The following is a 21,111-nucleotide window of genomic DNA, read 5'->3' on the forward strand; positions in this document are numbered from 1 at the left end:
CATGAGCCTCGACCGACCCGTCAGCCCCAACCCGTACGACCTGCTGCCCGCCGTCCCGTCGTTCACGGTGACCAGCACGGACGTCACCGACGGGCAGCCGCTGAAGGACGACCAGGTCGCCCACCTCGGGAACACCTCGCCCCAGCTGTCGTGGTCGGGAGCGCCGGAGGGCACGAAGAGCTACACCGTCACCTGCTTCGACCCCGACGCGCCGACGCCCAGCGGGTTCTGGCACTGGGTGCTGGTCGACCTCCCGGCCGACGTCACGGCCCTCGACGCCGGCGCCGGCGCCGAGGGAGCGGATCTCCCCGGCAACGCGTTCATGTGCCGCAACGACGGCGGCGCCAAGGCGTTCGGCGGCGCCGCACCGCCGCAGGGCGACCAGGTGCACCGCTACTTCTTCGTGGTGCACGCGGTGCAGGAGGAGACGCTGGGCGTGGACTCCGACGCCTCGCCCGCGGTGGTGTCGTTCAACCTGGCGTTCAAGACCGCCGGTCGCGCGATCATCCACGGCACCTACCAGCACTAGTGCTGTACGTGCGCTTGAGCCCGTGAGACCGTCGAGGGCATGCGTGCCTCTCGGACCCTGCTTCTCGCCGCCCTGACCCTGGTGGCCGGCGCCCTCGTCGCTCCCGCCCCCGCGAGGGCGGACGGGGAGACCTGTCGCGGCCAGGCAGCGACGATCGTCGGCCACTCCGGCGAAGCGGTCCACGGCACCGATGGCGACGACGTGATCGTGACCAATGGTGCGAGCGAGACGTACGCCGGCCCCGGGGACGACACCATCTGCGTCGTGGGCGACTTCGAGCCCTACGTCGACGCCGGGGACGGCGACGACGTCGTCGACGCGACGAGCATCAAAAGCCTCCGCAACGGCGTACGGGTGGATCTCGGGCGCGGTTCCGACACGTTCGAGGGCGCCAACGGTCGGGATGAGGTCACGGCCGGGACGCTGCACGCCGATGACGGGATCGACCACGTCGCCACCGGTCGAGGCAAGGACACGCTCACCACCGGCGACGCAACCCCCGTCAACCACGACGACGTCGACCTCGGGGGTGGCAACGACGTTCTCAATCTCCTGTCCGAGCGCAACGACGGGAGCCTGCACGGGGGCCCCGGGCTGAACCGGGTGAGGCTCGTGTTCTCGACACCGCGGGACAGGGTCGTCGACGACCGGGCCGGTCAGGTCAGGGTCGACGGAGCGGTCGCCGCTTTCTGGACCGGCTTCCACGTCTCGGCGATCGACGGCGAGCAGGACGCCAGCGTGACCTACCTCGGCACCGAGCAGGACGACCACGTCGAGGTCAACGAGGTCGGCCTGCGGAGCGCGGACCTCGGCTCGGGCGACGACTGGCTCTGGCTCCTCCGGCTCGGTGACGCCCCGCGCGACCGCATCGACGGCGGGACGGGCCACGACTCCGTGCTCGTCTACGACCCGGAGGCGGTCGACCTCGACCTGACCCGCGATCGTCTGTCGGGCTACCGGGTGATCGACAACGAGTACTACCGCGCCGTGGCACGCACCGTCAGCCTCCGTGGCAGTCACAGGGCCGACACCCTCAGCGTCGACGGCTGCTCGGTCATCGTGCGGGGGTTGGGCGGTGACGACGACATCTCGTGGGCCGACGCCGGTCAGGCCTGCCGACGCAACACCGACCTCCGGCTCTACGGCGGCAGGGGCGCCGACCGGCTGGTCGGCAGCCCGTACGACGACCACCTCGACGGCGGGTCCGGTGTCGACCGGGTCCGCGGCCGCGAGGGCACGGACTGGTGCCGCGGGGAGTTCCGCCGTTCGTGCGAGCTGCCGTAGCGCCTCAGGCGCCGCGGAGCAGCTCCTCGAACGGCGTCGGCTCGGCGAACTCGTCCTCCACCGAGCGGGTACGTCGCGCGGGCGCGCCATGCAGCAGTGAGACCAGCTCGCCCGCGGCCCGATCGATGCGCTCGTCCAGACCGCGGTCCCCGAAGTCCTCGCTGGCGGCGAAGACCCCCGTGGGAGCCACCGTCGCGTGCAGATAGGTGAACAGCGGGCGCAGCGCGTGCTCGAGCACCAGCGAGTGCCGCGGAGTCCCGGCGGTCGCCCCGATCAGGACCGGCTTGCCGTCGAGCGTCCCTGGTTCGAGGACGTCGAAGAATGTCTTGAACAGCCCGGAGTAGCTCGCGGAGAAGACCGGCGTGACGACGACGAGTGCGTCGGCCCGGCGGACTGTCGCGATGGCCTCGGCCAGCTCGCCGGTCGGGAAGCCGGTGAGCAGGTGGTCCGCGAGCGGGTGCGCGAGCGGCCGGAGCTCGACCACGTCGACCTCGACCGGCTCGTGGGCCGCCCGCACGACCGCCTCGGCGAGACGGTCGGCGAGCAGCCGGGTCGAGGACGGGACGCTCAGGCCCGCGCTGACGACCGCGATGCGGGTCATGCGGGGTCCCCTCGGAATCGCGGGCTGGAGGAGCGAAGCGGGGGAAGCCCGCGATTGCGTGGGGTGCTCATACCTGGACCTCCTCGCGGTCGGTGGTGCCGGTGACGTCGTCGACGGCGTGCACGGTCGTGTCCTTGGCACCGCCGGCGGCGGCGACGAGCGAGGCGTGCGTGGGGGCGTCGGGGATATGGGCGGGCCGACCCTCCGCGAAGCCCTTGCGCAGCTCGGGAAGGATCTCGCCGAGCAGGTCCAGCTGCTCGAGCACGGTCTTCAGCGGCAGGCCCGCGTGGTCGACCAGGAACAGCTGGCGCTGGTAGTGCCCGACGTAGTCGCGGAACGACAGCGTCCGCTCGAGCACCTGCTGCGGCGAGCCGACCGTCAGCGGCGTCGCCTCGGTGAAGTCCTCGAGCGACGGACCGTGGCCGTAGACCGGCGCGTTGTCGAAGTAGGGCCGGAACTCGTTCACCGCGTCCTGGCTGTTGGGGCGCATGAAGAACTGACCCCCGAGCCCGACGATCGCGGTGTCCGCCGGACCGTGGCCGTAGTGCTCGAAGCGACGCCGGTAGAGCTCGACCATCTGCTTGGTGTGGCCGGCCGGCCAGAAGATGTGGTTGTGGAAGAAGCCGTCACCGTAGTACGCCGCCTGCTCGGCGATCTCGGGACTCCGGATCGAGCCGTGCCACACGAACGGAGCGACGCCGTCCAGCGGACGCGGGGTCGAGGTGTAGCCCTGCAGCGGCGTGCGGAACCGGCCCTCCCAGTTGACGACGTCCTCGGTCCAGAGCCGGCGCAGCAGCGCGTAGTTCTCGATCGCCAGGTTGATGCCCTGGCGGATGTCCTTGCCGAACCAGGGATAGACGGGGCCGGTGTTGCCGCGGCCCATCATCAGGTCGACGCGGCCGTCGGTGAGGTGCTGGATCTTGGCGTAGTCCTCAGCGATCAGCACGGGGTCGGTCGTGGTGATCAGCGTCGTCGCGGTCGAGAGGATGATGTTCTCGGTCTTCGCGCCGATGTAGGCGAGCGTGGCGGTCGGGTTCGAGGCGATGAACGGCGGGTTGTGGTGCTCGCCGGTCGCGAACACGTCGAGCCCGATCTCCTCGGCCTTCGTCGCGATCTCGACGGTCGCCTTGATGCGCTCGTGCTCGGTCGGGGTCCGACCCGTGGTCGGATCCGGCGTGACGTCGCCGACGGTGAAGATGCCGATCTGCATGTCCGCTCACTGTCCTCAGGTAGTTGAATCGCCAATCACCTGATCAAACGATACGGGGACGCGCGCTATTCCTGCGACCATCTGCCCGTGAACACCGTGCGCGGCCTCGCCGCTCCCCGCGTCGCCGCCTGGGTCCCTGTCGTGGTGCTGGCGCTCACCGTAGGTCAGCTCGCGGTGGCCGAGTGGGCGCCCGGGATCGACCGGTTCGCCGACAAGGCCTTCGGAGCGCGCCTGGTGGCCTATCCCCTGCTCATGCTCCTCGCCCCGGCGATCTGGTGGGCGGCACAGCGACGGCGCACGCGCGCGGAGCCGGCTCCCCACGGCGCCTTCGCGTTGATCATGCTGCCGTTCCTGGTGGACGTGACCGGCAACAGCCTCGACCTCTACGACGCGATCGGCTGGTGGGACGACCTCAACCACTTCGCCAACTGGGCGCTGCTGCTCACCGGCATCGGGCTGCTCACCTGCCGTCAGGTCGAGCCGATCTGGGCCGTCGTGGTCCTGGTGACAGGTCTCGGGTCGATCCTCGCCATCGGCTGGGAGCTCGGCGAGTGGTTCACGTTCATCCGGCACGGCACCGAGCTCGACACCGCCTACGAGGACACCCTGGGCGACGAGGCCCTCGGGACCCTCGGGGCACTGGTCGCCGGGCTCGTGGTCGGACGGATCCTGACGCGGGCTAGGCGCGCGGCGTCGCGGTGACGACGACGTTGCTGAGATAACGCTCGCCGTCCCAGTCCTCGCACGTGATCAGCACCAGCCGGCCCGAGACGTCCTGGCTGAACAGCTTGGTCGCGTGGTCGGCGATAGTGCCCTTGCTGAAGATCTTCACCCGCTGCACGTCATAGCGGATCGTGCCCCGGTCAGTGCGCACGACCACGAGGTCACCCGGCTCGACGTGCTCGAGGTCGTCGAGGGCGCCGCCGCCGGTGTGCACGGTGTGACCGGTGACCAGAGCGCTGCCGCGGGCAGCCCCCGGCTTGGCGCCGTCGGCCCACCAGCCGAGACGTTGCGGGTCGCTCGGCGGGATGAGCGTGCGGTCCGGCGCGCGCACCGGCAGCACCGGCGCATCGACTCCCAGGCTGGGGATGCGCACCCTGGTGGGGGCACCCGGCTTGCGCGGTGCGCGCACAGCCTCGGCCGTCGTCCCGGTCTCGGGCGTGGCATTGCTCGCCCCTGCGGGATCAGCGGTCATCGCCTGCGTGCGGTTGGACTGGGTCCACCACAAGGCGACGCCGAGGGCGATGAGGACGACGCCCACCGCCGCCACCCATCCCGGGTGGCGACGCGTGGACGTCATCTGCATCCCTCCGTCAGGACCGGGTCAGGCACGGATCAGGCACGCGACCGGTTGCGCAGCACGACGGCGGCTCCGGCCAGCACCAGCACGAGCGAGATCAGGGTCAGCGGGAGCGGCGAGCGCGCCCACTCGGGCAGCGCGGAGCTCTCACCCGCGTCGACCGCGGTCGGTACGGCGGCGCTGTCCGACGCCACCGCGGCCTCGTCGGCCTGGTCGCCCGCGACGAAGGTCTCGCCGAGCACGCCCTGGTCGGTCGTGCCGGCCGCGTCGTCACCCTCGACGGTGCCGCTGCCGACGCCGGCGTCCCCGGTGGAGGTGTCCTCGTCGGTGTCGGGCGCGGTGGTCTCCGGCGCCGTCTCGCCCGCGCACGGCTCGACCCAGAAGACCTTCGACTTGGTGTCGTTGCCCAGCGAGTGCGGCGTCGCGACCGTCAGCTTCACGTGGTAGCCCTGCTTCGGGTGCGGCTCGCCTTGGAACGTCAGGGTGTAGGCCTGGCGCCCGTCGAGATCGGTGCCGCCGCCAGCGGGGTCCCCACCCACGAAGACCTGGGACGGCGAGGTGCCACCCAGCACCACGTCCGACGTCGGCGCCTGAGCGGCGAAGGTGACCGTCGAGACGACGTCCGCGCCCTCGTCGAAGCCGAACCACTCGACGAAGAACGTGCAGCCCGGGTGCGGGTTGTTGCTCGGGTGCCCGACCTCATCGCCCGGGCCGGCGATCTTCACCGTCCCGTTGTTGCCAGGAGGATTGCCGGGCGTGTGGCTCGGTCCGTGACCCTGGCCGTGACCCTGGCCGTGACCCTGGCCGCCCTGGTGTCCGGGGTTCGCGACCTGGCCGGGCGCGTGTGCGTGTCCCGTGTGCTTGCCCTTGTCCTGGCCCTGGCCGTTCTGGCTCTTGTCCTTGCCGCTCTTGTCCTTGTTGCTCTTGTCCTTGCCCTGGCCCTGGCCGGCGCCCTGCGCCGGGTCCTTGGTCTGGCCCAGGTGCTGGCCGTGGTCGGTGTGGTCGGGCTTGGGGTCGGCAACAGCCACGCCCCCCAGCGACCAGGATCCGAGAATGCCAGCGGTGACGAGCGCAAGAGCGCGCAGGCGTACCGAGTTCCCCATGAGACGTGCTCCATTGTCCAGGCCGCGAGCTGCGGCAGTAGTCCCCCGACTGACAGGGAGGTTGCCGGGGAGACACCTGTTGGAAACCTCTTATCCAACTGGTCTAGACCGGTCCTACGTCACACCCGGGCCAGGATCAGGACCGCGCGGTCGTCGTCGCCTCGCGCCACGCGCCGCACGATCCGCCGCGCCGCGCCGTCGTAGCCATCGGTCACCGCCTCGCGCGCGGTCCGCCGCAGCCACGCGATCCCCTCGTCGAGATCGGAGGTGCGCGACTCCACGACGCCGTCGGTGTAGAAGAGCAGCGCCTCTCCGGGGGCGAGGACTCCGGTGCTCGCCACCAGATCGGGCCGGCGGGTGATGCCGAGAGCCGTGCCGCGGGCATTGTCGACGAGCCACTCCCCCTCGACGCCACACCACCGCAGCGCCGGAGGATGACCGGCGCTGACGATCGAGTACGAACCGTCCTCGAGGTCCACCAGGACGTGGACCGCGGTCGCGAAGGACTCGTCGGAGAACTGGCGGAGCAAGAACCCGTTGGCCGCCTCGAGGAGGGCGATCGGCGGCAGGCACCCGATCAGGCCTCCGAGGGCCCCGGCGAACTGCAGCGCCTGGGTCGCTGCCGCGACGCCCTTGCCGCACACGTCGACCAGGATCATCTCCAGGTGGCGCTCGTCCTCGTCGAGGTCGGCAACGAGGAAGTCGCCGGCGTAGCCGGCGCCGTGGGCCGCGAGCATGGCCGACTGGCAGGTCCAGCCGGCCGGGAGGGCCGGCACCTTGCCCTGCGCTTGGAGCCGGTCACGCAGGTCGACCAGCATCGCCTCCCCCAACGACCCGGGCAGGCCGCTGCGCTGGCGGCTGGACTGCAGGAGCAGCAGCGCCGCGGCGACGACCATCGTCGCCACCGCCGTGAGTCGGGCACCCGCGATCTGACCCTCGTGGAGCACCGCACCGAACCCGGCGGCGAGAGTCACGCCGGTCAGCACGAGCATCGGCATGAACCGCAGCAGCAGCATGCCGAACAGCAGCCAGACGACGTACGCCGTGAGCGGCATCAGGTCGTAGTCGGTCAGCGAGACCACGAGCGAGGCTGCGACGCCCGCCAGGAGCAGCCCGAGCGCCAGGACCTGGCTCGAGGCACTGCCGGTGCGCCACGCGGCCACCCGTTCGTTGACACGGTCGTTGACGAAGCGCGCCGCCCGAACGACGGCGCCCGAGACCCCGACCGCAGCTGCCACGCCGCGAGCCTAGGCGTCCGCCGGGCGGTTTCGCGCCCGGCGTTCCGGATCCGGCGATGATCTGTGGAGAAGGGCACCGACCGGCCGACGGCGGTGACCGCTAGCCTCGAGCGATGCGATGGCTCGCCGCGATCGTCGCCTCTTTCCTCCTTCTCCTCGCCTCGCCAGGTGCTGAGCCCGCCGGAGCCGCCGCGCCCACGGGACTGGACCGGCCGGGCCGCAAGGAGATCGCCATGCAGCTGGTGTCCAGTGCCGAGAGCTCCACGCTGGACTGGCGGGCGCAGTACACCTACCTCGAGGACATCGGCGACGGCCGCGGCTACACGGGCGGCATCATCGGGTTCTGCTCCGGCACCGGTGACATGCTCGAGCTGGTCGAGCGCTACACGCGCGCCCACCCCGGAAACCCGCTGGAGCGCTTCCTGCCCGCGCTGCGACGGGTCACCGGAACCGACTCCCATGCCGGGCTCGGACGGCCGTTCGTCCGCGCCTGGCATCGCGCCGCTCGCTCCTCCGCCTTCCAGCGGGCCCAGGACCAGGAGCGGGACCGGGGCTACTTCGACCCGGCGGTCGGGCGGGCGAAGCGCGACGGCCTGCGCACCCTCGGACAGTTCGTCTACTACGACGCGATGGTCATGCACGGCCCCGGACACGACCGGCTCAGCTTCGGCGGCATCCGCCGTGCGGCGATGCGGCACGCGTCCACCCCGGCCGAAGGCGGCTCCGAGGTGGCGTTCCTCGACGCGTTCCTCGACGTACGCAGGCGGGCGATGCGCACCGAGGCGGCCCACGAGGACACCTCGCGCATCGATACCGAGCAGCGGCGCTTCCTGCGCGAGCACAACCTCGGCCTCCGGCCGCCCCTCACGTGGTACGTGTACGGCGACCGCTTCCACATCGGCGCCTGATCACTCAGGCGAGCGGCGCCCGTAGCGAGACCCTCGCGGCGCACCGCTGACCGGCCACGTCGACCTCGAACCGCCCGGACGCGAGCCAGTCCTCGGTGACCGGCCCGTCGTGGCGGACGTAGCCCAGGCCGACCCAGGAGCCGACGGTCTCACCCCAGGCAGCGCTGGTGACCTGCCCCGCGGGGCGACCCTCGCGCAGCAGGAGCTCACCGCCCCACAGCATCGGTGCGGGCGACGCCACGACGAGGCACACCAGCCTGCGCCGAGATCCCCCGACCCGTAGCTCCGCGCGGTGCGCCTCGAGCGCAGCGCGACCGACGAAGTCCTTGGCGCCGTCGAGCGCGGTCGCGAACACCAGCCCGGCCTCGACCGGCCCCACGTCGGGCGTCAGCTCGCGGCCGAAGGCGCGGTAGCCCTTCTCCAGTCGCATCGACTCGATCGCGTAGTACCCCGCGTTCGTGGCCCCACCCTGGGTCAGCGCGTCGTGGACTGCGAGCGCCCCCGCCACCGGCACCATCAGCTCCCAGCCGACCTCGCCGACGTAGGTCATCCGAGTCGCGCGCAGCGGCACGCCCGCGACCGTGACCAGCCGGCCGGTGGCGAACGGGAAGATGGCGTCGTCCCAGTCGTCGGACGACAGGCTCGCGAGCAACGCGCGGGAGCGTGGCCCCATGACACCGATCACCGCGTGCTGCTCGGTGACGTCCTCGGCCGGAACGCCGTGTCGAGCAAGCCAGTCGAGGTCGCGCACGGTGGTCGCCGAGCTCGAGACGAGCAGGAACTCCTCGGCCCCCGTGCGGGTGACCGTCAGGTCGGCCTCGTACGTGCCGCGCTCGCTGAGGAACGGCGTGTACACGCACCGCCCGACGGGAACGTCGACGTCGGCGGCGCACACCCACTGCAGGCCGGCCAGGGCACCCGGCCCCGCCACGACGTACTTGGAGAAGGACGTCTGGTCGAACACCGCGACGTCGCCCCGCGTCGCCCGCTGCTCGGCGGCCGACCAGGGCCGCCACGACGGCTCGTCCCAGGCGTACTGCAGGGCCGCGCCGGGCGGCCCGAAGACGTTGGGGCGCTCCCAGCCCATCCGGGTGCCGAAGAGCGCGCCGGCCGACGCCAAGCGCTCGTGCAGCGGAGAGGTGCGTTGGGGGCGGCCCGACTCGAGCTCGCGGTTGGGCCACGGGACGGCGTAGTGGAGGCCGAGCACCTCGGCGACCCGGGATCGCAGCCAGGTGTTGTCGGCGTGAAACGGCGCGAACCGTCGTACGTCGACGCCGACCAGGTCCTCTTGCGGCTCGCCCGCGACGATCCATTCCGCGAGGGCACGTCCGGCACCGCCCGCCGAGGCGATGCCGACCGAGTTGAACCCCGCCCCCACGTAGTACCCGGCCAGCCCTGGAGCCTCGCCGAGCAGGAACTGGTTGTCGGGCGTGAACGACTCGGGCCCGTTGTAGAACTTGCGGATGCCGGTCTCCTCCAGCGCCGGGATCCGCAGCAGGGCCTGGTCCATCAGCACCGAGAAGTGCTCCCAGTCCTCCTCGAGCAGCTGGAACTCGAAGGGGTACGGCAGGTCGTCGGGCGAGAGCCACGGCTTGGCCTCCGGTTCGAAACCACCGACGACCAGGCCTCCCGTCTCCTCCTTGAAGTAGGTCCAGCCGTCGGGGTCGCGCATGATCGGCAGGTCGGGGTGGGCGCCCTCGACCGCCTCGGTCACGACGTAGAAGTGCTCCGCGGAGTGCAGCGGGATCGTCACGCCGACCTGGTCGCCGAGGGCCTTCGCCCACTGGCCGGCGCAGTTGACCACCACCTCGGCCTCGACGGTGCCCTGGTCCGTGACCACCCCGGTCACCCGCCGACCCGTGGCGGCCGCCTCGACGGTGAAGCCGGTGACCCGGACCCGCTCGACGACGTGGGCGCCGCGCAGCCGCGCGCCCTTGGCGAGCGACTGGGTGAGGTCGGTCGGGTTGACCTTCCCGTCCCCCGGGAGCCAGATCGCGCCCAGCAGGTCATCGACCTGCATCGGTGGCCAGAGCTCCGCCGCGCGCTCCGGCGAGATCAGCTCGCAGTCCATGTCGTACGCCGCCGCATTGGCCGCTGTGCGGCGCAGCTGGACCATCCGCTCCTCCGTGCGCGCGACGATGACACCGCCGACGTTGCGGTAGCCGGTGGCCAGGCCGGTCTCGGCCTCCAGCGAGGCGTAGAGCTCGGCGGAGTACTGCACGAGGCGGGTGCCGCTCTCCGATGCCCGCAGCGGACCCACCAGTCCGGCCGCGTGCCAGGTCGTCCCGCACGAGAGGACGCCCTGCTCCAGGAGCAGCACGTCGCTCCAGCCCAGTCGGGTGAGGTGGTAGGCGACGGAGGTGCCGATCACCCCACCACCGACGATCACGACGCGTGCACGGGACGGGAGCTCAGCCATCGGCGACGTCCTCCAGGAGCTGGTGCAGGTCGGGTCCTCGGAAGACCGCCGCCGCCTTGTCGAAGCGCTCCATCCCCCAGGAGCGGAAGTCGAACTCGATCGGGCTCGCCGCCTCCTGGATGAACCCCCACAGCGACCAGCCGTAGGCGCTGCACAGCATCTGCAGGCGGACCCGCGCCAGATCGGCGCGCGCCAGCGTTCCGTAGTAGGCCTCGACGTACGCCTCGACCTGATCGAGCCCGAAGTCGCACTCCGTCGCAGTGTTGCCGAGCTCGAACGCAGCGTCGTTGTTGCCGGAGTACTCGTAGTCGATGAGCCAGACCTTCGCGCCGTCGTCGATGAAGTTGGCGGCGAGCAGGTCGTTGTTGCACGGCACGAGGGGCCGGGCGGCCATCGCCAGCACGCGGCGTACGTCCGACCACGCGTCGGCGTGGTCGTCGTAGCCGGCCGGGATCCGATAGCCCCGCCTGCGCACCGTCCGGAGGTAGGCGGCCTGCCGCTCGAACATGTCGAACCGGGTGCCGAACGCCGGCCCCGCGTGCAGGACCCCGCAGGAGGCCGCGGCGCGCCGGAGGACGTCGGCGTCCGCGAAGTCGGCGTTGACCAGGGGCTTGCCGGCGAGGAACTCGATCACCAGCAGCCCCAGGTCGGGCCGGTACTCCACGACATCGGCCGCCACCCCCACGGAGGCGGCGATGCGCGTGTGAGCCGCCTCGGCGTCCCGGTCGATGCCGAGGGCCACCGGGTCTCCCTGCGACCACCGCACGACCAGGTCGAGCCGGGGCCCACGGTCCTCGGTCACGACGTGGAGGTTGATGTTGGTCAACCCGCCGGGCAGCTCGTCGACACGCCAGGACCGCCCCGCCAGACAAGCGAGGCGGTCCAGCGCAGGAGCACCCACGCTCAGCTGTCGAAGGCCTCGACCACGGCCTGGTCGATGGTGTGCTTGGGGCCCGTGAACCAGTGCTTCGCCGACGCCTGCCACCAGATCGCGAGCAGCAGCAGCGTTCCGAGGGTGACGATGGGCGCGTAGTTCACGAACTTCCACTCGAAGTCGGCCTCGCTGAAGGGATTGCCGCCCGGCAGCGACGGCATCATCAGGTAGATCGTGACGATCACGATCTCGGCGACCGCCAGCGGGTTCATCCACCTGTACTTCGACCCGTTGTTCCACGAGCCGACCTCGAAGCTGCTTCCGTGGCGCCAGCGCAGCCAGATCGGGATCGCGAAGGCGAGATAGAGGCCGATGACCGCGATCGAGGTGACGGCGTAGAAGGCGACCGGGATGACCAGAGGAGCCTCCGGCGTCCCGACGTTCACCTCGATCAGCGCCGGCACCGTGACGATCGCGGCCGCGATGCCCACGAACACGACGGCGTTCGCCGGCACCCGCGCCTTGGTCAGCTTCTGCAGGATGCTCGAACCGGGGATCGCGCCGTCCCGGCTGAAGGCGAACGTCATGCGGGAGGCCGAGGTCATGCAGGCCGTCGCGCAGAAGAACTGCGCCGCCGCCGAGATGAAGAGCACGAAGGTTGCCCAGTTGGTCCCGAGCGACTGCACGAAGATGTAGGCGACGCCGCCACCGCCGACCCCGGCGTTGTCGGGTGCGCCGTCCGGCGTGTTCGGGATGGCGAACACCACGGCGAGCAGCAGGATGTAGCCCGCGACCAGCGAGTAGAAGATCGAGCGCCAGATGCCCTTCGCGGCCTCGGTGGAGGCCGAGGCCGTCTCCTCGGACAGGTGCGCGCAGGCGTCGAACCCGGTGATCGTGTACTGGGTGAGCAGGAAGCCGAACGGCACGATCGCGAACCAGAACATCAGGTTGGTCGTGCTGCCGTCGGCGTACCCGGAGTTGTTGAAGCGCTCGGTGAACACGTAGCTGAAGCTCTGGTGCTGGTCCGGCACGAAGACCAGGACCAGCACGATCCCGAGCGCGCCGGCGACGTGCCACCACACCGAGATGTTGTTCATGATCGCCATCAGGTGGCCGCTGAAGATGTTCAGCACGGAGGCCAGCACGAGCACGATCATGAAGATGACGAACACCCGCGTCAGCGAGTAGTCCGCCGCGAAGGAGTCGGAGTAGGTGCTGATCGTGAGGTCGATGAAGGTCGCGCAACCGTACGAGACACCGGCGGTGACCGCGACCAGGCCGATGAGGTTGAGCCAGCCTGTGAAGAAGCCGGCCGCGGGCCCCCCGAGCTTCGACGCCCACCAGTAGATGCCACCGGAGGTGGGATACGCCGACACCAGCTCCGACATCGTGAAACCGATGATCAGGATGAACACGCCGAGGATCGGCCACGACCACGAGATCGAGATCGGTCCACCGTTGTTGAAGCCGGCGCCGAAGTTCGTGAAGCAGCCGGCGAGGATCGAGATGATCGAGAACGAGATCGCGAAGTTCGAGAAACCGGACCAGGAGCGGTTGAGCTCCTGCTTGTAGCCGAGCCGTGCCAGGTGCGCCTCGTCTGCGGTGAGGTGCGGGTGGTGCTCGTGGATCTGCTCATGCGCTTCGGGCATTGCGACACACCTTCCGGGGGAGGTTCGTGCGAATGTGAACGGACGCTAGACCCGGGCCGATCGGGGTGTAAATGCCCGTACGTAAAATTGGTATGAACTCAGACCATTGCGTCATTGACTTGTCCGCGTCGGGCCCCGAAGGTTGAGCCCGTGACCGCCTCCCCCGACCACCGGCTCCCGGAGGCGGTGCTGCGTCCGGTGCGTGGCCATCACGCGTTCGAGGCGTGTGTCGAGCAGCTCGCGACCGCGATCCGGCTCGGCGTCTACCCGCTGGGCACGGTCCTGCCGGCCGAACGGGATCTCGCTGAGCGGCTGGCCGTCTCCCGGGCCACGCTGCGCGAGGCGATGGCAGCGCTGCGCGAGGCCGGGCTGGTCGAGACCACGCGCGGCCGGGGCGGTGGCACGGTCGTCACGCTCAAGCCGCGCCTGCCCAACGCGCGCAGGGCCGCCCGGCTCACCGCGGCCCAGCGCCGCGACTGGTTCGACGCGCTGGAGTTCCGGCGGATCGTGGAGCCCGGAGCCGCCTACCTGGCCGCCCGGACCGACCTGGACGACGCCGCGCGCGAGCAGCTCGAGACCGCCCTGGCCGCGGTCACCGACGCCCGCCGGCCGGCTGCTCACCGCCAGGCCGACTCCCGTTTCCACCTCACCGTGGCGACGCTCTCGGACTCGCCGCGTGTGGTCGAGACCGTCACCGCGGTGCAGGCCACGCTGCACGAGATGCTGCTGGCGATCCCGGTCCTCGGCAGGAACATCGACCACTCCGACCGCCAGCACGCAGCGGTCGTCAAGGCCATCCTGACCCAGGACGCCGACCGCGCACGCCGCGTCATGGAAGAGCACTGCGACGACACGGCCGCGCTGCTGCGCGGACTCGTGGGATAGGGGACAGCGTGACCCAGGCCGACAGCGGGCTCCGCAACAACCGGCACCTGACGATGCACCAGCTCGTCGACCGCATCGAGAGCGGTGCGATCGACACGGTCGTGGTCGCCATCACCGACATGCAGGGCCGCCTGCAGGGCAAGCGCCTGCACGGCCGCTACTTCATCGACCACGTGGCCCAGCACGGCACCGAGGGCTGCAACTACCTCCTGGCCGTGGACGTCGACATGAACACCGTCGACGGCTACACCATCTCCTCGTGGGAGAAGGGGTACGGCGACATGGAGTTCCGCCTCGACGAGAGCACGATCCGGGTGCTCACCCACCTGCCGGCGACCGCGATGATCCAGTGCGACCTCGAGTGGCCCGACCACTCCCCCGTCGTCCAGTCGCCGCGGGGGATCCTGCGCCGACAGCTCGACCGCTGCGCGGCGAACGGATGGACCGCGTTGGCGGGCACCGAGCTCGAGTTCATCGCGTTCGACACGACCTACGAGCAGGCCCACCTCGACGGCTACCGCGACCTGACGCCGGCCAACCAGTACAACGTCGACTACTCGATCCTCGGCACCAGCCGCATCGAGCCACTGCTCAGAGCGCTGCGCAATCACATGTACGCCGCCGGCCTGGACGTCGAGGGAGCCAAGGGCGAGTGCAACCTCGGCCAGCACGAGGTCGGCTTCCTCTACGCCGACGCGCTCACGACCGCCGACAACCACGTGGTCTACAAGACCGCCGCCAAGGAGATCGCCGCCCAGCAGGGCAAGGCGATCACGTTCATGGCCAAGTACGACCAGCGCGAGGGCAGCTCGTGCCACATCCACCTCTCGCTGCGCGGCACCGACGGTTCGCTGGTCTTCTGGGACGAGCAGACGGGCGCCCGGACCCCGCTCTACGACCACTTCGTGGCCGGCATCCTCGCGACGATCCCCGACTTCACGCTCCTGTACGCGCCGAACATCAACTCCTACAAGCGCTTCGCCGACGGGTCGTTCGCACCGACGACGATCGCCTGGGGCCTGGACAACCGCACCTGCGCGGTCCGGCTCGTCGGCCACGGACCGTCGGCGCGGATGGAGAACCGGATCCCCGGCGCCGACGTCAACCCCTACCTCGCCCTCGCGGCGATGGTGGCCGGTGGGCTGCACGGCATCGAGAACGAGCTCCCGCTCGAGGAGGAGCTCGTGGGCAACGCCTACACGTCCGGGCGACCCCAGGTCCCGCGGACCATGGAGGCGGCTCGTGACCGCTTCGCCGCGTCGGCCGTGGCGCGGGCCGCCCTGGGCGACGAGGTCGTGGACCACTACGTCAACATGGCCGATGTGGAGCTCACGGCGTACCACGCCACCGTCACCGACTGGGAGCTCCGTCGAGGATTCGAGAGGCTGTAAGTGAGCGCCGACGTCTATACCGTCATCAACCCGGCGACCGCGGCACCGGTCACCCACGTCCATCTCGCCTCGGTGGCCGAGACCGACGCCGCGATCGAGGCCGCCCAGGCCGCGTTCCCGGCGTGGAGGGCGATGCCGCCGGGTGAGCGGGCGACGCTGCTGCGCCGGTTCGCCGCGGTCGTCGACGCGCACGTCGACGAGCTGGCCGAGCTCGAGGTCCGCAACGCCGGGCACACCTGGGGCAACGCCCGCTGGGAGGCCGGCAACGTCCGCGACTGCCTCAACTACTACGCCGGCGCGCCGGAGCGGCTCTTCGGGCGCCAGATCCCCGTGGCCGGTGGGGTCGACGTGACCTTCCACGAGCCGCTCGGTGTCGTCGGCATCATCGTCCCCTGGAACTTCCCGATGCCCATCGCCGGCTGGGGGTTCGCACCCGCCCTCGCTGCCGGCAACACCGTCGTGCTCAAGCCCGCCGAGCTGACCCCGCTCACGGCGATCCGGCTCGGCGAGCTCGCGCTGGAGGCAGGTCTGCCGGAGCACGTCCTGACGATCATCCCGGGAAAGGGCTCGGTCGTCGGCGAGCGGTTCGTCACGCACCCGCTGGTGCGCAAGGTGTGCTTCACGGGCTCCACCGAGGTCGGCAAGCGCATCATGGCCGGCTGCGCCGAGCAGGTGAAGCGGGTGACCCTGGAGCTGGGCGGCAAGAGCTCCAACATCGTGTTCGCGGACGCCGACATCGACGCCGCCGCCGCGAGCGCGCCGTACGCCGTGTTCGACAACGCCGGGCAGGACTGCTGCGCCCGGTCTCGGATCCTCGTGGAGCGCTCGGCGTACGACGAGTTCCTCGGCAAGCTGCAGACGGCGGTCGAGGGTCTCCGGGTGCTCGACCCGAGCGACGAGTCGAGCGAGATGGGCCCGCTCATCTCCGCGCAGCAGAAGCGGACCGTCACGGGCTACCTCGACGAGGTCGAGGTCGCCTTCGCGGGATCCACGCCGGGTGGCGACGGGTTCTGGGTGCCGCCGTCGGTCGTGACCGTCGACGACCCGGCGACGGGCATCTGGCGCGAGGAGGTGTTCGGCCCGGTCGTGGCCGTGATGCCCTTCGACGACGAGGCGGACGCCGTCGCGAAGGCCAACGACACCAAGTACGGGCTCTCCGGCTCGATCTTCACCAGTGACCTGGGCCGTGGGCTGCGGGTAGCGCGAGCCGTCGAGGCCGGCAACCTCAGCGTGAACTCGCACTCGTCCGTGCGGTACTGGACGCCGTTCGGCGGCTACAAGCAGTCCGGCCTCGGCCGCGAGCTCGGCCCGGACGCCCCGATGGCGTTCACCGAGGAGAAGAACGTCTTCATCGCCCACTGACCATCGGTGGTCGAGCTTGTCGAGACCCCGCACGACGAAAGGCAGCAGCAACTCATGGCAGGACGCATCCAGGACCGGGTCGCGGTCATCACCGGCGGCTGCTCGGGCATCGGCCTGGCGACCGTCCGTCGCTTCGTCGCGGAGGGCGCCAAGGTCGTCATCGGCGACATCGACGACGCCCGCGGTGCCGAGCTCGTCGAGGAGCTCGGCGGCACCGACGTGGCGACGTACGTCCACGTCGACGTCACGGACAAGGAGCAGGTCGACGCGCTGTTCCAGACGGCGAAGGGCACCTACGGCTCGGTCGACATCGCGTTCAACAACGCCGGCATCAGCCCCCCCGAGGACGACTCCATCCTCGACACCGACCTCGACGCGTGGCGCAAGGTGCAGGAGGTCAACCTGACCAGCGTCTACCTGTGCTGCAAGGCCGCGCTCCCCCACATGCTCGAGCAGGGCAAGGGCTCGATCATCAACACCGCCTCGTTCGTCGCGGTGATGGGCGCGGCGACCTCGCAGATCTCCTACTCCGCCTCCAAGGGCGGCGTGCTGTCGATGACGCGCGAGCTCGGCGTCCAGTTCGCCCGCCAGGGCGTGCGGGTCAACGCGCTGTGCCCGGGGCCGGTCAACACCCCGCTGCTGCAGGAGCTGTTCGCCAAGGACGAGGAGCGGGCCGCCCGCCGGCTCGTGCACGTCCCGATGGGCCGGTTCGGCGAGCCCGAGGAGATGGCGGCCGCCGTGCTGTTCCTGGCCTCGGACGACTCCTCGTTCATGACCGCCAACACGTTCCTCGTCGACGGCGGCATCTCCGGCGCCTACGTCACGCCCCTCTGAGCATGGTCGCTCCGGTCATCGGGCTCACGACCTACCGCGAGGACGCGGCCTGGGGCGTGTGGCACCAGCGCGCCGACCTCCTGCCGACGCAGTACGCCGTGGCGGTCGAGGAGACCGGCGGCGTACCGCTGCTGCTGCCACCCGTGGGCGGCGTCGGCGCCGCCGACGCGGTCGTGTCCCGTCTCGACGGGTTGATCATCAGCGGTGGTGCGGACGTCGAGCCGGCGCGCTACGGCGCCGACCCGCACCCGCGCACGACCGGGTGGCGTGCCGACCGCGACGCGTGGGAGGCGGCCCTGCTGGACGCCGCCGACGCCGCCGGCCTGCCGGTGCTCGGCGTCTGCCGCGGGATGCAGGTGCTCGCCGTGCACGCCGGCGGGAGCCTGGAGCAGCACGTCCCCGAACTGGTCGGGCACGAGGGCCACAGCCCCGGCGGCGACGAGTTCGGCGCCGTCGAGGTCTCGACGGTCCCCGGCACCCGTGTCTCCGGGCTGCTCGGCGAGCGGGTGACGGTGAACTGTCACCACCACCAGTCGGTGCGCGAGCATCCGGGCTTCGTGACGGCGGCCCGGGCCGAGGACGGGACGCTCGAGGCCATCGAGCTCGCCGACGACCGGTTCGTCGTCGGCGTCCAGTGGCACCCCGAGACCGCGGCCGACATCGGCCTCCTCGCGGGCCTGGTGCGTGCCGCGGCAGGTGGTCGCCGACGGTGACCACTGGCTACGCTCGGCACCGATGACCCTGGTCAGTGCCCACCGCTGCCTTCGCCGCGCGGACATCGAGCACGCGATCGCGCTCGGAGCCGACTACGTCGAGTTCGACGTGCAGCGCATCGCCGACGGCTCGCTCGTGCTGCTGCACGACCTCGTGGACGATCCGCCTCCGGAGACGCTGCGCTACGACCAGGCGCTCGACCTGCTCGCCGGTCGCGCCCGGGCGCACCTGGACCTGAAGCTGCGCGGCGGTGAGATCCCGATCGTCGCGGAGGCGATCGACCGGCTCGGAACCGACCGCCTGCTGGTGACCACGGGCCACGACGAGTCGGTCCGGGCGCTGCGCGCGTGGGCCGACCGCGAGGGGCACGACCTCCAGGTCGGGCTGTCGCTCGGGCGCGGTGTGAAGGGATTCTCCCTGTGGCACGCGATCCGGGTCCGGACCTCCGAGCTCTTCCCCGGTGTCCGGTACCGCTCGGCGCGCGCCAACGTCGTGGTCGCCCACCACTGGCTGGCCCGGCTCCGCGTCCGCCGGTTCGCCCGGCGCCACGACCTCCCCCTCGTCGTGTGGACCGTCGACACCCCGCGCTCGCTCGCCCACTGGATGCGGCCCGGGCGCGCCTGGCTCGTCACGACCAACGAGCCTGCGCTCGCCCTCGGGCTCCGCGCTGCCAGACTGGAGCCATGACCAGCGGCGCCTTCGACGAGCTCGTGCCCGATGTTCTGGGCGAGCCCTACCTGGCCGAGACCATCCACCTGCCGCCCGACGAGGAGGGCCCGGTCGTCGCGACCCTCGTCGTACGCCGGACCGCGCAGCCGACCGGCCGCGCGGTGCTGCACGTCCACGGGTTCTCCGACTACTTCTTCCAGACCGACTTCGCCGAGTGGTGGAACGACCGGGGCTACGACTTCTACGCCGTCGACCTGCGCAAGTACGGCCGTTCGATCCGGCCGCACCAGACCCCGACGTACGTCACGGACCTGCGTCACCACTTCCCCGAGATCGACGCGGCGGTCCAACGGGTGGTCGAGCGCGACGGCCACGACCACCTGGTGATCAGCGCCCACTCCACCGGTGGGCTCATCGTGGCCCTGTGGGCCAACGAGCGCCGTCACCGCGCACTCGCGGGCATGGTGCTGAACTCGCCCTGGCTCGACATGCAGGGCGGCCCGCTGATCCGCGGCATCGGCACCAAGGTCATCCACCAGGTGGGTGCGCGCCAGCCGCGGCGGGTGATCCCGCGGACGGTCGAAGGGCACTACACCCGCAGCCTGCACGCCGACCACCACGGCGAGTGGATGTTCAACACCGACTGGAAGCCGCTGGACTCCTTCCCGGTCACCTTCGGGTGGCTGCGCGCCATCCGTCGCGGGCACGCCGAGCTGCAGTCCGGTCTCGAGGCCGGCTGCCCCGTGCTGGTGCTCTCCTCGGCGGGCACGCGGTGGCCCAAGGAGATGGGCGACGACGTCCACGGCTACGACATCGTCCTCGAGGTTCCCCAGATCCGGCGCTGGGCCACCGCGCTGGGCAGCCACGTCACCTACGTGGCGATCCAGGGTGCCCGCCATGACGTCGTGCTCTCGCTGCCCGAGCCGCGGGCGGCGGCGTACGACGCGATGGATCGCTGGGCCTCGGCGTACCTCCCCTGACTACACGCTCGGGGACTGACCCAGGGGGACGAACGGCTCGCCGTCGAAGCGCTCCCGGCTGACGAGCTCCGCGACCGGGCGCCGGCGGAGCCTGGTGAGCTCCTTCACCGGCCTGCCGATCGGGACCACCGCGGCCAGCGCGAACCGATCGGGGACGCCGAGCAGCTGACGGACCGCGGGCTCCTGCGCGACGGCCATCGTCGTGATCGTGCCGCCGTACCCCTCGTTGCGGGCGGCGAGCAGCACGTTCCAGACCAGCGGGTACACCGACGCGCCAGCCACCAGGCCGATCCGGTCCAGGTCCTGGTCGGTGGCGGCCACCAGCCCGAGGTCGACCCACACGACCAGCACCGCGGCCGCGGTCAGGACCGGGCGGATGAACGAGTCAGGGACGTGGGTCGCCGCGATCTCCTCAGCGGTCGGTCGCGGCGCCTCGATCGGGTTCCACGGGCTCTGGCCGGCGGCGCTCTGGGCGACGTAGCGGCGTACGGCGGGCTCGTTGAGCTCGGCCAGCCGGCGCCGGGTCTCCTGCTCGCGGACCACCACGATCCGGGTGCCCTGCCGGTTGCCCCCGCTCGGTGCGAAGCGCGCGTGGTCGAGGATGCGGTGCAACGTCTCGTCCGGCAAGGGGTCGTCGGTGAACTCCCGCACCGCCGGCGTGGTGCGCATGACGTCGTAGAGGTCCATACCTCGAGCCTGCCACTGCGTCGGCCGACCAAGCGAGCGATAGGTTGCCGGCCATGAACCCAGTGATCGGACTGTCTCTCGGCCGGGTCGCGGTCGGCTCGGTGGCGCTCGGCAACCCCGACCTCGCGGCCAAGCTCTTCCAGCTCGACCCGGCGACCAACCCCCAGCTCCCCTACCTGACCCGGCTGTTCGGCTCGCGCGAGATCGCGCTCGGCCTGATCACGCTGCTGGCCCGGGGCAAGACCCAGCGCAACATCGTCGTGGCCGGCATCCTCGTCGACGCCGCCGACGCCGCCACCGGCTACCTCGCCATGCAGGAGGGCAGCGTCTCCAAGAAGACCGCCTTCACGCTGATCGGGCCCGCCCTCGGCGCCATCGGGTCCGGGGTCTCCAGCCTGGTCCGCCGCTGAATCTCTGTCGTTTGGTCACCAACCGCAATCATTCCGCTCCGGAATCTGTCGTTGGTGACCAAAC

At 71.0% G+C, this 21,111-nt stretch carries 21 protein-coding genes; 12 read left to right on the forward strand and 9 right to left on the reverse strand.

Going from position 1 to position 21,111, the window contains the following annotated elements:
• Position 1 precedes the first annotated feature (1 nt).
• Positions 2 to 529 (forward strand): YbhB/YbcL family Raf kinase inhibitor-like protein, encoded by a 528-nt coding sequence (locus Q0L15_RS07020; RefSeq protein WP_296603222.1) that lies wholly within the window; start codon positions 2 to 4, stop codon positions 527 to 529.
• A 39-nt stretch (positions 530 to 568) separates the two neighbouring features.
• Positions 569 to 1,813, forward strand: coding sequence for a hypothetical protein (locus tag Q0L15_RS07025; protein ID WP_296603223.1), 1,245 nt, complete (start codon positions 569 to 571; stop codon positions 1,811 to 1,813).
• A 4-nt stretch (positions 1,814 to 1,817) separates the two neighbouring features.
• On the opposite strand, the gene Q0L15_RS07030 is transcribed toward Q0L15_RS07025, so the two are convergent.
• Positions 1,818 to 2,414, reverse strand: coding sequence for an FMN reductase (locus tag Q0L15_RS07030; RefSeq protein WP_296603225.1), 597 nt, complete (start codon positions 2,412 to 2,414; stop codon positions 1,818 to 1,820).
• Positions 2,415 to 2,481: 67 nt separating this feature from the next.
• Positions 2,482 to 3,624: an LLM class flavin-dependent oxidoreductase gene (locus Q0L15_RS07035; RefSeq protein WP_296603227.1), complete on the reverse strand. Its 1,143-nt coding sequence runs from the start codon at positions 3,622 to 3,624 to the stop codon at positions 2,482 to 2,484.
• A gap of 87 nt (positions 3,625 to 3,711) precedes the next feature.
• On the opposite strand from Q0L15_RS07035, the gene Q0L15_RS07040 reads away from it, so the two are divergent.
• The gene (locus Q0L15_RS07040) at positions 3,712 to 4,326 is read left to right on the forward strand and encodes a hypothetical protein (RefSeq protein ID WP_296603228.1); all 615 of its coding nucleotides are present in this window, start codon (positions 3,712 to 3,714) and stop codon (positions 4,324 to 4,326) included.
• Here Q0L15_RS07040 and Q0L15_RS07045 read toward each other — a convergent pair.
• The 3 genes from Q0L15_RS07045 to Q0L15_RS07055 form a co-directional block, all read right to left on the reverse strand.
• Entirely contained in the window at positions 4,304 to 4,924 is a 621-nt protein-coding gene (locus Q0L15_RS07045) for a class F sortase (protein WP_296603229.1), read from the reverse strand. The genes Q0L15_RS07040 and Q0L15_RS07045 overlap by 23 nt on opposite strands.
• 35 nt (positions 4,925 to 4,959) lie before the next feature.
• Positions 4,960 to 5,952, reverse strand: a complete 993-nt coding sequence (locus Q0L15_RS07050) for a hypothetical protein (protein WP_296603231.1) — start codon at positions 5,950 to 5,952, stop codon at positions 4,960 to 4,962.
• Positions 5,953 to 6,146: 194 nt separating this feature from the next.
• On the reverse strand, positions 6,147 to 7,265 hold the full coding sequence (locus Q0L15_RS07055) for a PP2C family protein-serine/threonine phosphatase (RefSeq protein WP_296603233.1): 1,119 nt from the start codon (positions 7,263 to 7,265) through the stop codon (positions 6,147 to 6,149).
• A gap of 113 nt (positions 7,266 to 7,378) precedes the next feature.
• Between Q0L15_RS07055 and Q0L15_RS07060 the strand changes: the two genes are divergently transcribed.
• Positions 7,379 to 8,173: a chitosanase gene (locus Q0L15_RS07060; protein ID WP_296603235.1), complete on the forward strand. Its 795-nt coding sequence runs from the start codon at positions 7,379 to 7,381 to the stop codon at positions 8,171 to 8,173.
• A gap of 4 nt (positions 8,174 to 8,177) precedes the next feature.
• On the opposite strand, the gene Q0L15_RS07065 is transcribed toward Q0L15_RS07060, so the two are convergent.
• The 3 genes from Q0L15_RS07065 to Q0L15_RS07075 form a co-directional block, all read right to left on the reverse strand.
• Positions 8,178 to 10,592, reverse strand: coding sequence for an FAD-dependent oxidoreductase (locus tag Q0L15_RS07065; protein ID WP_296603237.1), 2,415 nt, complete (start codon positions 10,590 to 10,592; stop codon positions 8,178 to 8,180).
• Positions 10,585 to 11,394, reverse strand: a complete 810-nt coding sequence (locus tag Q0L15_RS07070) for an LPS biosynthesis choline kinase (RefSeq protein WP_296603238.1) — start codon at positions 11,392 to 11,394, stop codon at positions 10,585 to 10,587. The genes Q0L15_RS07065 and Q0L15_RS07070 overlap by 8 nt, the downstream gene beginning before the upstream one ends.
• A gap of 101 nt (positions 11,395 to 11,495) precedes the next feature.
• Positions 11,496 to 13,115 carry an amino acid permease gene (locus Q0L15_RS07075; protein ID WP_296603239.1) on the reverse strand — a complete coding sequence of 540 codons (1,620 nt, stop codon included), beginning with the start codon at positions 13,113 to 13,115 and terminating at the stop codon, positions 11,496 to 11,498.
• A gap of 150 nt (positions 13,116 to 13,265) precedes the next feature.
• On the opposite strand from Q0L15_RS07075, the gene Q0L15_RS07080 reads away from it, so the two are divergent.
• The 7 genes from Q0L15_RS07080 to Q0L15_RS07110 are packed head-to-tail and all read left to right on the forward strand — an operon-like array spanning position 13,266 to position 19,950.
• Complete coding sequence (locus tag Q0L15_RS07080; RefSeq protein WP_296603241.1) at positions 13,266 to 14,000, forward strand: FCD domain-containing protein; 735 nt, start codon at positions 13,266 to 13,268, stop codon at positions 13,998 to 14,000.
• Positions 14,001 to 14,008: 8 nt separating this feature from the next.
• Complete coding sequence (locus Q0L15_RS07085) at positions 14,009 to 15,391, forward strand: glutamine synthetase family protein (protein ID WP_296603242.1); 1,383 nt, start codon at positions 14,009 to 14,011, stop codon at positions 15,389 to 15,391.
• The gene (locus tag Q0L15_RS07090) at positions 15,392 to 16,753 is read left to right on the forward strand and encodes an aldehyde dehydrogenase family protein (protein ID WP_296603244.1); all 1,362 of its coding nucleotides are present in this window, start codon (positions 15,392 to 15,394) and stop codon (positions 16,751 to 16,753) included.
• 54 nt (positions 16,754 to 16,807) lie between these two features.
• On the forward strand, positions 16,808 to 17,587 hold the full coding sequence (locus Q0L15_RS07095) for a 3-oxoacyl-ACP reductase (protein ID WP_296603245.1): 780 nt from the start codon (positions 16,808 to 16,810) through the stop codon (positions 17,585 to 17,587).
• Positions 17,588 to 17,589: 2 nt separating this feature from the next.
• A complete protein-coding gene (locus Q0L15_RS07100) occupies positions 17,590 to 18,300 on the forward strand; it encodes a gamma-glutamyl-gamma-aminobutyrate hydrolase family protein (protein ID WP_296603246.1) in 711 nt (236 codons plus the stop codon).
• Positions 18,301 to 18,322: 22 nt separating this feature from the next.
• Positions 18,323 to 18,988, forward strand: a complete 666-nt coding sequence (locus Q0L15_RS07105; RefSeq protein WP_296603247.1) for a glycerophosphodiester phosphodiesterase — start codon at positions 18,323 to 18,325, stop codon at positions 18,986 to 18,988.
• A complete protein-coding gene (locus Q0L15_RS07110) occupies positions 18,985 to 19,950 on the forward strand; it encodes an alpha/beta hydrolase (RefSeq protein WP_296603248.1) in 966 nt (321 codons plus the stop codon). Before Q0L15_RS07105 ends, Q0L15_RS07110 begins: the two co-directional genes overlap by 4 nt.
• Here the strand turns inward: Q0L15_RS07110 and Q0L15_RS07115 are convergent, their stop codons facing one another.
• Entirely contained in the window at positions 19,951 to 20,637 is a 687-nt protein-coding gene (locus tag Q0L15_RS07115) for a nitroreductase family protein (protein WP_296603250.1), read from the reverse strand.
• A gap of 53 nt (positions 20,638 to 20,690) precedes the next feature.
• Between Q0L15_RS07115 and Q0L15_RS07120 the strand changes: the two genes are divergently transcribed.
• Entirely contained in the window at positions 20,691 to 21,047 is a 357-nt protein-coding gene (locus Q0L15_RS07120; protein WP_296603251.1) for a DUF4267 domain-containing protein, read from the forward strand.
• The last annotated feature ends 64 nt before the right edge of the window (positions 21,048 to 21,111 follow it).

The organism is Nocardioides sp. (assembly GCF_024509035.1).
Classification (GTDB): Bacteria; Actinomycetota; Actinomycetes; order Propionibacteriales; family Nocardioidaceae; genus Nocardioides.